The 12,373-nt window shown below is 52.2% G+C and carries 13 protein-coding genes and 1 tRNA gene; 5 read left to right on the plus strand and 9 right to left on the minus strand.

The annotated features are described in order from the left end of the window. The first annotated feature begins 9 nt into the window (after positions 1–9). The gene (gene aat / locus HV261_RS17970; protein ID WP_202039033.1) at positions 10–714 is read left to right on the plus strand and encodes a leucyl/phenylalanyl-tRNA--protein transferase; all 705 of its coding nucleotides are present in this window, start codon (positions 10–12) and stop codon (positions 712–714) included. 286 nt (positions 715–1,000) lie between these two features. Then, complete coding sequence (gene infA / locus HV261_RS17975; protein ID WP_002211347.1) at positions 1,001–1,219, plus strand: translation initiation factor IF-1; 219 nt, start codon at positions 1,001–1,003, stop codon at positions 1,217–1,219. A gap of 78 nt (positions 1,220–1,297) precedes the next feature. Here the strand turns inward: infA and HV261_RS17980 are convergent, their stop codons facing one another. Then, positions 1,298–2,209, minus strand: coding sequence for a LysR family transcriptional regulator (locus HV261_RS17980; RefSeq protein ID WP_202039034.1), 912 nt, complete (start codon positions 2,207–2,209; stop codon positions 1,298–1,300). A gap of 108 nt (positions 2,210–2,317) precedes the next feature. Here HV261_RS17980 and HV261_RS17985 point away from each other — a divergent pair, with 108 nt between their 5' ends. The 3 genes from HV261_RS17985 (at position 2,318) to HV261_RS17995 (ending at position 4,109) form a co-directional block, all read left to right on the plus strand. Further along, positions 2,318–3,178, plus strand: coding sequence for a pirin family protein (locus HV261_RS17985; protein WP_202039035.1), 861 nt, complete (start codon positions 2,318–2,320; stop codon positions 3,176–3,178). A 16-nt stretch (positions 3,179–3,194) separates the two neighbouring features. Next, on the plus strand, positions 3,195–3,872 hold the full coding sequence (locus HV261_RS17990) for an isochorismatase family protein (protein WP_061067608.1): 678 nt from the start codon (positions 3,195–3,197) through the stop codon (positions 3,870–3,872). 149 nt (positions 3,873–4,021) lie between these two features. After that, positions 4,022–4,109 (plus strand) — tRNA-Ser (locus HV261_RS17995). A 310-nt stretch (positions 4,110–4,419) separates the two neighbouring features. On the opposite strand, the gene rlmC is transcribed toward HV261_RS17995, so the two are convergent. From rlmC to rimK, 8 genes are all read right to left on the minus strand, one after another. Then, on the minus strand, positions 4,420–5,547 hold the full coding sequence (gene rlmC / locus HV261_RS18000) for a 23S rRNA (uracil(747)-C(5))-methyltransferase RlmC (RefSeq protein ID WP_202039036.1): 1,128 nt from the start codon (positions 5,545–5,547) through the stop codon (positions 4,420–4,422). 166 nt (positions 5,548–5,713) lie between these two features. Beyond that, a complete protein-coding gene (locus tag HV261_RS18005; RefSeq protein WP_202039037.1) occupies positions 5,714–6,202 on the minus strand; it encodes a YbjO family protein in 489 nt (162 codons plus the stop codon). Positions 6,203–6,261: 59 nt separating this feature from the next. Then, complete coding sequence (potI, locus tag HV261_RS18010; RefSeq protein ID WP_048212155.1) at positions 6,262–7,107, minus strand: putrescine ABC transporter permease PotI; 846 nt, start codon at positions 7,105–7,107, stop codon at positions 6,262–6,264. After that, positions 7,104–8,057: a putrescine ABC transporter permease PotH gene (potH, locus tag HV261_RS18015; RefSeq protein ID WP_005123598.1), complete on the minus strand. Its 954-nt coding sequence runs from the start codon at positions 8,055–8,057 to the stop codon at positions 7,104–7,106. Before potH ends, potI begins: the two co-directional genes overlap by 4 nt. Before the next feature lie 9 nt (positions 8,058–8,066). Continuing rightward, a complete protein-coding gene (gene potG / locus HV261_RS18020; protein WP_061067606.1) occupies positions 8,067–9,200 on the minus strand; it encodes a putrescine ABC transporter ATP-binding subunit PotG in 1,134 nt (377 codons plus the stop codon). A 139-nt stretch (positions 9,201–9,339) separates the two neighbouring features. After that, positions 9,340–10,452, minus strand: coding sequence for a spermidine/putrescine ABC transporter substrate-binding protein PotF (potF, locus tag HV261_RS18025; protein WP_137384281.1), 1,113 nt, complete (start codon positions 10,450–10,452; stop codon positions 9,340–9,342). A 430-nt stretch (positions 10,453–10,882) separates the two neighbouring features. Next, entirely contained in the window at positions 10,883–11,359 is a 477-nt protein-coding gene (locus tag HV261_RS18030; protein WP_202039038.1) for a type III secretion system chaperone family protein, read from the minus strand. Between the two features lie 90 nt (positions 11,360–11,449). Continuing rightward, a complete protein-coding gene (rimK, locus tag HV261_RS18035; protein WP_202039039.1) occupies positions 11,450–12,352 on the minus strand; it encodes a 30S ribosomal protein S6--L-glutamate ligase in 903 nt (300 codons plus the stop codon). Positions 12,353–12,373 lie beyond the last annotated feature (21 nt).

The raw sequence follows: 12,373 nt of genomic DNA on the forward strand, positions 1-12,373 counted from the left end.
TTCGCTGTCATGCGCCTGGTGCAACTGTCCCGCCATTCTATCGCCTTCCCCTCACCGGAAGGCGCTTTACGCGAGCCTAACGGTTTGTTGGCGCTGGGGGGCGATCTCAGCCCTGCGCGTCTGCTAATGGCCTACCAACGCGGTATTTTCCCGTGGTTTTCCCCTGGCGACCCTATCCTCTGGTGGTCGCCCGACCCACGCGCCATTCTTTGGCCTGACAAATTTCACGTAAGTCGCAGCATGAAGCGCTTTCATAAACACTCACCGTATCGCGTGACGCTTAATTACGCGTTTGGTCAGGTCATTGAAGGATGTGCAAACGACCGGGAAGAAGGCACCTGGATAACGCATGATGTCGTGGATGCCTATCATCGGCTGCATGAACTTGGACACGCGCACTCTATTGAAGTATGGCGGCAAAATGAATTAGTCGGCGGGATGTACGGCGTTGCGCAAGGTACCCTTTTTTGCGGTGAATCGATGTTCAGTCGCCAGGAAAATGCCTCCAAAACCGCACTGCTTGTTTTTTGCGCCGAATTTGTCCGTCAGGGCGGAAAATTAATCGATTGCCAGGTGTTAAATACCCATACCGCGTCACTGGGAGCCGTTGAGACTCCGCGCAGGGACTACCTTGAACATTTAAGCAGGCTACGCCAGCAGCGCCTACCGAGCCACTTCTGGGTGCCCAGGACGTTATTTTCGCCTCAGGAGTGAATGTTTTCGGCACATTTTTTGTCGGGGTGTTATAATTGGTGCCGCAGAGTCGGTTTAGCCCATTACCCCGCCGCCGTTAAGGAACAGTTCGCGTCAGGCAACGCCTATCGTTTATCTCATCGTTCCCTTACACGTTGCGCTTTTAGTGCGGCTTTGTTGTGTGCGGTTAGAGTAATGCGCCAAACCCGATTTGCTGCGTTTTAAACGCACAAATCTTTACTTATTAAAAGAACTTCGGCATTATCTTGCCGGTTCAAATTACGGTAGTGATACCCCAGAGGATTAGATGGCCAAAGAAGACAATATTGAAATGCAGGGTACCGTTCTCGATACGTTACCTAATACCATGTTCCGCGTAGAGTTAGAAAACGGTCACGTGGTTACTGCACACATCTCCGGTAAAATGCGTAAAAACTATATCCGCATCCTGACGGGCGACAAAGTGACTGTTGAACTAACCCCGTACGACCTGAGCAAAGGCCGCATTGTCTTCCGTAGTCGCTGATTGTTTTAACGCCCGAATGGCGTCCAGATAATAAAAGGTCGGTTTAACCGGCCTTTTTTGTTGGCTGATATTACGTATTTAATCCTCGTTCATTCGTGCATATTCTTCCGTGAGGAAATCCACCAATGCACGAACCGACGGCAATAACCCCCTGCGCGATGGAAAGACCGCGTGAATGATCTCTCGCTTTGGTTCCCAACCGTCCAGTAATGCCACCAGCTCGCCCGCCGCTATTTGCTCTTTTACCATCAATTGCGGGAGCTGTACGACCCCTACACCTGCCACTGCCGCTTCGCGTAAAGCCAGCATATCGGTGGTGATCATACGCGGTGTGAAATGCACCTCCGCACGCGCGCCCTGTGGGCCAAATAATTCCCAGCGATGCACATGCTTACCCGTGGCCAGGCTCAGACCAGGCCATCGGGTCAGCTCCGCTGGCGCATGTAAAGTGCCCATCTGCTCGATCAATAGCGGGCTGGCATACAGGCGATGCCCCCTGTCCGCCAGCACGCGCATCACCAGATCGCTATCCTCAAAAGGACGGGGTCTGACACGAATCGCGACATCAAGACGTTCACCTACCACGTCAACTCGACGATTTGTAGCCTCAAGCTGTACGGATACATCGGGATAACGTGCCATAAAACGGGCGAGCATGGCGCCGACATGCACGTGCAGTAAAGTGACCGGACAGGTCAGCTTCACAATACCTCGCGGCTCTACCTGCAACGCCGCAATGGCATCCTGCGCGGCCTGCGCTTCCACCAGCATAGCCTTACAGTGTTCGTAGAACGTTTGCCCAACTTCAGTAACATTAAACTGCCGGGTGGTGCGCTGAATCAACCGCACCCCCAGCCTCTCCTCCAGTTGTGCAATTCGACGGCTCAGTTTTGATTTCGGTTCATCGAGCGCCCGACCGGCCGCAGCGAATCCTCCTTCTTCAACGACGTGAACAAACCACGCGAAATCATTGAGATCCGGCTTAGTCATCTTATTGTCCTATTTATGAGACTGTGAAGGCTATTTTAGCTACTACTCAGTTCTGTGTCATGAATATAAGCTTATTCACATCAAGATAAAGTTACTGAGGAGATACATATGAAACAAGTAACAGGCGTCTACACCGCACCTCGCCCACACTGGGTTGGCGATGGATTCCCGGTTCGCTCGATGTTCTCTTACCAGTCTCATGCTGAACAGTTAAGTCCGTTCCTGCTGCTGGATTACGCCGGGCCACATACCTTTACCCCAGGTAATGAAAAACGTGGCGTGGGTGAACACCCTCACCGTGGTTTCGAAACGGTGACCATCGTTTACAGCGGTGAAGTTGAACATCGTGACTCAACCGGCCGCGGTGGGATTATCGGCCCAGGCGACGTGCAGTGGATGACTGCAGGTGCAGGCATTTTACACGAAGAATTCCATTCGCCGGAATTTACCCGGAAGGGTGGCGAGCTGGAAATGGTGCAACTTTGGGTCAACCTACCAGCGAAAGACAAAATGGCGGTACCCGGATATCAGGGCATTAGTAGTGATGTTATCCCTACTGTCGCGCTGCCAGATGACGCCGGCACTCTCCGTGTCATTGCGGGCAGCTATCAGGAGACAAAAGGTCCGGCACATACCTTCTCGCCGCTGAATGTCTGGGATATGCGTCTGCAGCGTAATCATCAGTTCACGCTGTCTCAGCCGGAAGGATGGAGCACCGCGCTGGTCGTACTGAAAGGCAACATCACCATAAACGGCACCACCCCCGTCAGCGAGGCACAGCTGGTGGTGTTAAGCCAGCAGGGTAAAACATTGCATATTGAAGCCAGCAGCGATGCCAGCGTCTTGCTGTTGTCAGGCGAACCGTTGAATGAGCCGATTGTGGGTTACGGTCCGTTTGTCATGAACACGAAACAAGAAATCGCTGAAGCCGTACGCGATTTTAACTCCGGCCGCTTTGGCCAAATCTGAATCAAAGGAGAATACTATGTCCAGTCCTGCAAACTTTAATGGTTCACGCCCGGTCATCGATGTAAATGATTCCGTTATGCTGCTTATCGATCACCAGAGCGGACTTTTCCAGACCGTAGGCGATATGCCAATGCCTGAACTGCGTGCACGTGCTGCCGCGCTGGCTAAAATGGCCTCTCTGGCGAAGATGCCGGTGATTACCACCGCATCAGTACCGCAGGGACCGAACGGCCCGTTGATCCCTGAGATCCACGCCAATGCGCCTCATGCTCAATACGTGGCGCGTAAAGGTGAAATCAACGCCTGGGATAACGAAGATTTTGTAAAAGCCGTGAAAGCGACCGGTCGTAAGACGCTGATTATCGCCGGTACCATCACCAGTGTTTGCATGGCTTTCCCGGCCATTAGTGCGGTTGCGGAAGGTTACAAAGTGTTCGCAGTTATCGATGCTTCCGGCACCTACAGTAAAATGGCGCAGGAAATTACCCTGGCACGTGTCGTTCAGGCAGGCGTAGTACCGATGGATACCGCCGCCGTTGCTTCTGAACTGCAGGGAACATGGAACCGTGAAGATGCCGCAGAGTGGGCAGAAGTGTACACGAAAGTGTTCCCGGCATATCAGCTGTTGATTGAGAGCTACAGCAAAGCCCAGGAAGTCGTCACCAACGGTGAAAAACTGGACTCTCAGCGCTAATCCTCTCCCCCACGCCTGTCCGGGTGGGGGAATATGTACATTGCGTAACCAAACGAATATGAACATGTAAATTCTGCTTGACCGTTTTAGCGCAACTCCCTATAGTAGCGCCCCGTTGCCCCCCATGTGGTCAGGCAGCAATACAATATGGTGAGGTGTCCGAGTGGCTGAAGGAGCACGCCTGGAAAGTGTGTATACGGCAACGTATCGGGGGTTCGAATCCCCCCCTCACCGCCATATTCGAGAAAGAGCTCGTACGCAAGTACGGGCTTTTTTTTCGCATATTGCACATCTGCGGGGGGATGAGAAACCCCCGACCGGGGTTCGACTACTGGCGCAGCCAGTTGGACAGACCGGGAACGCAGCTAACGGGCTGCCCCGTAGGGGCGAGCAAAGCGAGTCAATCCCCCCCTCACCGCCATATTCGAGAAAGAGCTCGTACGCAAGTACGTTTTTTTTTTCGCCTGTTGCATTTGCCGGATGCAGTGCAAGCACCTTATCCGGCCTACGAATAACCCCCAGCCTGAAGCGCCATCAGGCATGGCAGTTATTGTCGGCTGAGCAGCGTTAACACTTCATAATGCGCGGTGTGTGGGAACATATCGAAAAGCTGAACGCGTTCAATGCGATACCCTGGCAACTCGCGAATATCCTTCGCCATGGTTTGCGCATTACAGCTGGAATAAACAATAAAACGTGGTGCCATTTGGGAAAGAAAATCGCACAGCGGTTTGCCAATCCCGCGACGCGGCGGATTCACCAGCACCAGGTCCGGCACTTCCCCCTGAGCGGTAGCAAACTGAGTTGAGTCCAGCGCCTGAAAATGCAGATTCTGTAACCCAAGCTCTTGTGCCGACTGTTTCGCGCAGGCTATCGCCTCTGGCGCAATTTCAATCCCCGTCAGTTTCATCTGCGGCGTGGCGCAGTGCAGACCAAAACCCCCTACACCGCAAAACAGATCCCACATGTGATTAACAGGCAACTGACGCACCCAGTCACGGGCGGTGGCATATAAGCGCCCTGCCACGATCGGGTTAGTCTGGAAGAAGCTCTGCGGGCGGATCCACAGCGGTACATCGTTAAAACGTTCGGCCAGCGCCTGCTGTTCGGTCAGGAAGATTTCTGTCTCCCCTTCCATAATGGCCATATGCACAGGCTGGATATTGACGCTAATGACTTTTAGCTGCGGTAACTGTGCCTGCAGCCACGGTAGCGCCGTACGCAGCTGTGCCAGTTTCGCGTCAGAACGTAAAACAAAACGCAGCATCATGCCACCGTCAAACTGGCTTTCCGTTAACAGCAGATATTTAAGCTCACCCCGTTTGCGTACCACGTTGTAAGGCGTAAGCCCCGCGCGGGCAATAAACGGCTTTAGCGCGGTAAATACGGGCGCAAAAGAAGCGGGATACAGCGGACAATCGCACAAATCTTCAGGTGTACCGTCGCGATGCAGCATGCCCAGCAATGGTTTTTCCACGCTGCCACTGACCACCATTTTGGCTTTATTTCGAAACGCGTTTTCCGCACCACCGATCGGCGCACACCATTCTCCGACCGAAAAATCGGCCAGCAGATGCTGGAGATCGGCTGTTTTTGCAGAGAGTTGTTCGACGATGGGCTGCGTTATCCACTGACAAGAGCGGCAACGTTCGGCGTCATAAAGTGCGCACTGCATACAAAAACCTACAAATTAACAGGGGGCGAAGATTATATACCCGTCATACTTCAAGTTACAGGTGTGTTGGCTGTGCTCACTCACCCCAGTCACTTACTTATGTAAGCTCCTGGGGATTCATTCACTTGCCGCCTTCCTGTAACTCGAATTATTTAGGGTATGCGCGTTATTGCAAACGGAAGAACCGCCTGCTGGACGCAGGAATAAACAGCAGTAGCAACACCAGCATATCCGGCAATTTTTGCATCACCAGCGTATGCAGGATTTCACGTCTGGACTCCCCCGCAATACTGAACAGTTCCGGATATCCGTAGCCCAGCGAAGCCGCCCACAGATAAATGCTAGCGATAACCTGGGTCAGCAGGTAGATCCAGCGGGCCCAGTTTCGTCCTTTGACCAGCGAAAATGCGCAGTAAATTTCGACAAACAGCAGCACCAGGCTACCCAGAAACACCAGCGTCAAATTCCAGGTCTGCACACTGCGATGAATAAACTCACTGGTTCCACGAAAACCAAGCGTATTTAAAATCATCAACAGATCGAGACAGCGGATCATGATGATAGCCAGCGCCGCCACCTGCACTAAAGCAGGGACGTTTAAGCGAGCATGTGATGTGGATGATTTCTTAAAAAATCCCAACGCGTCGTCTTCCATGAAAACGGCGCAACCACCACAGCTGCGCCGTATAGACAGATTGGCAGATTTTAGTTTTTTCAGCCGCGTCTTGCACGTTGGATATCGCGTATCCGTTGTTTTTCTGTTCGCGCCATCAGATACCACGCGATAAATCCGATAATTCCTACCACGCCAAGGATCAGCGTCGCCAGTGCGTTGATCTCCGGATTAACCCCCATACGTACGCTGGAGAACACCAGCATTGGCAAGGTTGTCGCCCCAGGACCAGAGACAAAGCTGGCGATAACCAAATCATCCAGCGATAACGTAAAGGCCAGTAACCAACCGGAAATGACCGCCGGCATAATCATCGGCAGCGTAATGACGAAAAAGACCTTCAGCGGCGTCGCGCCAAGATCCATCGCCGCTTCCTCAATGGAGTGATCCAGTTCGCGCAAACGCGATGAAATCACCACCGCGACGTACGCCGTACAGAAGGTGACGTGCGCCAGCCAGATGGTCAACATACCGCGATCTGCCGGCCAGCCGATGGCGTGAGCCAACGCCACAAATAGCAGCAGCAGCGACAAACCGGTAATAACATCCGGCATGACCAGCGGCGCGGTGATCATAAAGGCGAAACCATTCGAACCACGAAAACGACCAAAGCGCACCATCACTACGGCAGCAATCGTACCAAGAATAGCTGCCATCGTCGCAGCACAGGCAGCAATCGTTAAACTCATGCCGACAGCACTCATCATTGCAGTATCGTGGAAAAGTTCACCGTACCAGCGTGTTGACCACCCCGCCCACACCGTCACCAGCTTGGAGCTGTTAAACGAATAGATAACTAACATCAGCATGGGGGCGTACAGGAACGTAAACCCCACGACCAGGATAAAGATCCGCCACGGCGAGCGAACGACCGGCAAGTTATTCATCCGTGTTCCCCCACGCTTTTTTGCTGATACTTATGAAACCACATGATTGGCACAATCAGTAACAGCAACATGATGATGGCAACCGCAGACGCCACCGGCCAGTCGCGGTTATTGAAAAACTCCTGCCATAGCACGCGGCCGATCATTATGCTGTCCGGCCCCCCAAGCAGTTCCGGAATAACAAATTCCCCTACCGCCGGGATAAACACCAGCATTGAACCAGCGATAATCCCCCCCTTGGTCAACGGCACAATCACGCTAAAAAAGGTTTTCAACGGCCGTGCACCCAGATCCAGCGCAGCTTCCACCAGCGAATAGTCAATGCGCGTCAGTGCGGTATAAATCGGCAGCACCATAAAGGGCAAATAGGCATAAACAATGCCGATATAAACCGCCAGGTTGGTATGCAGGATCGTCAATGGCTGATCGATAACGCCCAGCCACATCAGGAAGTTGTTCAGCACCCCGTTATTTTTCAGGATCCCCATCCAGGCATAGACGCGAATCAAGAAAGAGGTCCAGGAGGGCAGGATCACCAGTAACAGCAAAATATTGCGTGTAGAAGGCTTACTGTGTGCTACCGCCCACGCCAGTGGGTACCCCAATAACAGACAGCAGATCGTCGAAATCCCCGCGACCTGCAAAGACTGCAGGTAAGCATCGAAATAGAGCGGGTCGTCCGTCAGTTGTAGGAAGTTACCTAAATTGAGCGTAATAGATAGCTGACCATCGGCCCATGCCACAAGGTCAGTATACGGCGGTATCGCCCGGGCCATTTCTGACAGGCTTATCTTGAAGACAATCAGAAACGGCAATAAAAACAGGAGAACCAGCCACACATACGGCAGCGCGATCACCAGCTTGCGACCATGTTTCATTTGCAACTGCGACATATACAGCGTGAAACGGCTCGCTTTTTCGGCACGTGCCGGAGGTTCAAGTGTACTCATCTTTACTCCTTAAACCGTCAACACCACACAGCTGTCCGCATCCCAACACAAACGTACCTCGTCACCCCAGGTCGGTAGCCCCTTGCGATAGCGATGTTCGTTTTGCAGCTGGGCACTCAACATCTGGCCGCTTTTTAAACGCACGTGATACACAGACAAATCACCCAGGTAAGCAATATGCACCACCTCGCCCACCGCAAAGTTATAGCCATCCGGCGGAGGGGCATCACAGAGCATGATTTTTTCCGGACGAAGCGCGACATACACCGGTACGTTATCGACGATGGAAGTATCAGCATCCACTTTTAGCGGATGCACCAGCCCCGGAGAGTCAATCACCAGACCGTCCTCCTGACGCTCCTTTAGCAGCCCCTCAAAAACGTTTACCGAACCGATAAATTCAGCGCTGTAGCGGGTGGTCGGGTGCTCGTAGATCTCTTCCGGCTCGCCAATCTGCACAAATTTTCCGCGGTTCATGATGGCTATACGGCCCGCCATGGTCATGGCTTCTTCCTGGTCGTGCGTCACCATCACGCAGGTCACCCCTACACGTTCAAGGATATCAACCACTTCCAGCTGCATGCGGTCACGCAGTTTTTTATCCAGCGCGCCCATCGGTTCATCCAGTAGCAGCAACTTGGGGCGTTTGGCCAGGCTCCGGGCCAGTGCCACACGTTGACGCTGACCGCCTGAAAGCTGATGCGGCTTCCGTTTGGCGAACTCCTGCATGTGCACCAGTCCGAGCATTTCATTCACCCGGCTAGCGATTTCCGCTTTCGGTAGCTTGTCCTGCTTGAGTCCAAAGGCAATATTCTGTTCCACCGTCATGTGTGGAAACAGAGCGTAGGACTGAAACATCATATTAATTGGGCGCAGATAAGGTGGAACATGCGCCAGATCGACACCGTCCAGCATGATTTGCCCGGTAGTCGGCAACTCAAACCCCGCCAGCATGCGCAACAGGGTTGATTTACCACAACCGGACGCACCAAGCAGGGCAAATATTTCGCCTTTGTAGATAGTGAGATTGACGTCATCGACGGCGTGCTGACCGTCAAATGACTTCGTCAGGTTGCGAATTTCAAGCAGCGGGGTCAGCGCCTTGCGGATTTTCGCTTGTGGGCGTGGGGTTGCATCATTCACTCAAGTGCTCTCCGGCATAAAACAAAAAAACGGTGCAAATAACGCACCTTACTGGTGCGTATTGCCGGGTTTTGTGTGTTCGGGATCACGACATCCCCGGCAGGCACAAGCACCGCCGGGTCGTGTCCCGATCATCGGGTTATTTTCCGCTTTTCACCTTCGTCCAGGCACGGGTACGTACACGATCGATCTTCGGATCCTGCACTTTCAGTGTGAACAGTTTGGCGCGCACGTCCGCTGGTGGATAGATACCAGGGTTATCACGCACTTCCGGGCTGACCAGAGCCGTCGCTTCTTTGTTAGCATTGGCGTAGAACACGTGGTCGGAAATATGCGCAATCACATCAGGGCGCAGCAGGTAGTTGAGGAACTGGTAGGCTTCGTCTTTGTTTTTCGCATCTGCAGGCATCGCGAACACATCAAAGAACGCCATCGCCCCTTCTTTGGGAATCGAGAAGGAGATATTGACGCCATTTTTCGCTTCTTTTGCACGGTTTGCGGCCTGCCATACATCCCCTGCCCAGCCAATCGCGACACAGGTATCACCATTTGCCAGATCGTTAATGTATTGCGAAGAGTGGAAATAACGGATATTCGGACGCAGTTTCAACAGCAAATCGGTTGCCGGCCCGGTGTAATCATCCGCTTTGGTACTGTTTGGATCTTTACCCAAATAGTTCAGCACAGTAGCAAACACTTCTTCAGGCGCATCGAGGAAAGAGACACCACAGCTTTTGAGTTTTTCCAGATTCTCCGGTTTCAGGATCAAATCCCAGCTGTTAACCGGGGCATCCGCACCCAGCACCGCTTTAACTTTATCCACGTTGTAGCCAATACCGGTGGTTGCCCACATATACGGCATAGCAAACTTATTGTCTGGATCGTGTTTACCCACCAGTTTCAGCAGTTCAGGGTCGAGATTTTTCCAGCCAGGCAGTTTGCTCTTATCCAGGGGCTGGAAAACGCCCGCGGTCAGTTGCCGTTCGAGGAAACTGGCTGACGGAACAACGAGGTCAAAACCGGTGCTGCCAGCCATGAGCTTACCTTCCAGCACCTCATTGGAGTCAAATACATCATAAATGACTTTAATGCCGGTCTCTTTCTCAAAATTAGCCACCGTGTCCGGAGCAATATAGTCAGACCAGTTATAAATATGCAGTGTTTTTTGTTCAGCAGCGAGCGTGCCGGCAGAGACGGCCATCAGAGCACCTGCAACCAGGCCTGATAACCATTTTTTATTTAAGGCGGTCATAATCTCTTTCCTTCTGAAAGTCCGTTAACAAACGAACAAAAAAGTCACACTCTAATGATATGCAAGAAACGTGCATATTATTTCATGCGGCATCAATGAAAGAGAGGTCTCTCTCCCCGCCGCTATTGCTCGCTGATATCCGCTGACTCATTCAACATGCATACAGCTACAGATAGCTCATAATGGGCAAATTGAACGGTGACGTTTACAAGCCTTGCAAGAATAACTTTAGCCAGGATTCGAGGATATAGCCCAGATAAAAAAACGTCTTTTATCAATTTTTTATGCAGGTTTTGTCTATGACGTAAAGCGATAGAGACTGAATCGAAGTGAATAATTCTTTAAGAAAAGGTTAAATGCAGAATAAAAACATGAAATACGCAACCGCTCTGGCAGCGGCTGCGCTATAGATACCCAAAATCAGGAACGATTAGTGGAGGAAATGAACCTCTGCATTGCTGTTTTGCCCGTCTTCTTCGGCATTAAACAACAACTGATGTGCCCCGGCTTCAAGGATCACCATCGATATCTGTTCTTCGCTCTGACGCACAAAACATTCAAACTGTTCAAACGTCACACCCGGCATAACGGATAAAGACTGGCAAACCACCAGCTTTGGCAGATTATCATCCTGCATATCCAGAAAGGCTTTTACCGTCAGCGAGCTGGCATTGATAGCGGACAGATCGGCGGCCAGCGGCAGCAGTGCTGAAGGTCTGACTTCCGCCATCGCGGAAAACAGAATGACGTTATCCACCAGATCAATTTTTGCATCAAAAATGCCGTCGAAGTTCTGCATGTGCGGTAAATGCAGCGCCTGACAGGTATCACATTCAAAAAAACTCATGCCCAGGTCGTCGAGCCATTGACGCAACGTATCCAGAGTGGGAACGACCAGTGATGTCATAATAATGTGCGACCTCTGTTGATGAAAAAATTACCGGCACAGCTTACGCAAAAAGACCGTGTCATACCACGATCGCTATCGATATTGCGTTTAGCCGCCGATTTTAAGACAAAATTCAGGAGTAGCATGACGCTCGATCCACTGGATCATTCGCGCAGCAATATCTATCCCTGTGGTTTTCTCCACGCCTTCCAGCCCTGGAGAGGCGTTGACCTCCATAACCAGCGGTCCGCGTTCTGCACGCAGGATATCGACGCCAGCAACATCAAGCCCCATCGTGCGGGCCGCTTTAAGCGCAATGTCCCTTTCCTGCAGCGTGATATTGGCAATCGTAGCAACTCCGCCGCGATGCAAGTTAGAACGGAAATCGCCCTCTTTCGCCCGCCGCTCAATCGCCGCAACCACCTCATCGCCCACCACGAAACAGCGAATATCTCGCCCCTTCGCCTCTTTGATATATTCCTGGACCAGAATATGGGCATTCAGACCACGAAATGCATCCACTACGCTCTCTGCGGCCTGGCGCGTTTCGGCCAATACCACACCGATGCCTTGAGTCCCCTCCACCAGCTTCACCACCAGCGGCGCACCGCCGACCATATCAATCATATCGCTGGTATCGTCCGGCGAGTGGGCTATTCCGGTAATCGGCAGGTCAATACCCTGTCGCGCCAACAGTTGTAACGAGCGTAGCTTATCGCGTGCGCGGGTAATCGCTACTGACTCATTCAGCGGGTAGCTACCCAGCATCTCAAACTGACGTAATGCCGCCGTACCGTAGAAGGTAATGGCTGAGCCAACTCTTGGAATGACCGCGTCAAAATGGGGAAGCTGGCGGCCTTTATAATGGATAGAAGACGCTGCCGGGCTAATGTTCATATAACAAGAAAGAGGATCGATAACTTCAACCAGGTGACCGCGTTGCATCGCCGCTTCACGCAGGCGTTTGCAAGAATAGAGCGTTCCATCCCGGGACAAAATGGCAATTTTCACCCTGCACCTCTCTAAAAGACC

This window comes from Citrobacter sp. RHBSTW-00671 (genome assembly GCF_014103415.1).
Lineage (GTDB): Bacteria > Pseudomonadota > Gammaproteobacteria > Enterobacterales > Enterobacteriaceae > Citrobacter.

Excerpts from the sequence above, each read along its gene's own strand:
- HV261_RS17990 (WP_061067608.1), top strand. The coding sequence starts at position 3,195 with ATGTCCAGTCCTGCAAACTTTAATGGTTCACGCCCGGTCATCGATGTA.
- HV261_RS18030 (WP_202039038.1), bottom strand. The coding sequence starts at position 11,359 with ATGACATCACTGGTCGTTCCCACTCTGGATACGTTGCGTCAATGGCTC.
- HV261_RS18005 (WP_202039037.1), bottom strand. The coding sequence starts at position 6,202 with ATGGAAGACGACGCGTTGGGATTTTTTAAGAAATCATCCACATCACAT.
- rlmC (WP_202039036.1), bottom strand. The coding sequence starts at position 5,547 with ATGCAGTGCGCACTTTATGACGCCGAACGTTGCCGCTCTTGTCAGTGG.
- potF (WP_137384281.1), bottom strand. The coding sequence starts at position 10,452 with ATGACCGCCTTAAATAAAAAATGGTTATCAGGCCTGGTTGCAGGTGCT.
- HV261_RS17980 (WP_202039034.1), bottom strand. The coding sequence starts at position 2,209 with ATGACTAAGCCGGATCTCAATGATTTCGCGTGGTTTGTTCACGTCGTT.
- aat (WP_202039033.1), top strand. The coding sequence starts at position 10 with ATGCGCCTGGTGCAACTGTCCCGCCATTCTATCGCCTTCCCCTCACCG.
- potH (WP_005123598.1), bottom strand. The coding sequence starts at position 8,057 with ATGAGTACACTTGAACCTCCGGCACGTGCCGAAAAAGCGAGCCGTTTC.
- HV261_RS17985 (WP_202039035.1), top strand. The coding sequence starts at position 2,318 with ATGAAACAAGTAACAGGCGTCTACACCGCACCTCGCCCACACTGGGTT.
- infA (WP_002211347.1), top strand. The coding sequence starts at position 1,001 with ATGGCCAAAGAAGACAATATTGAAATGCAGGGTACCGTTCTCGATACG.
- potI (WP_048212155.1), bottom strand. The coding sequence starts at position 7,107 with ATGAATAACTTGCCGGTCGTTCGCTCGCCGTGGCGGATCTTTATCCTG.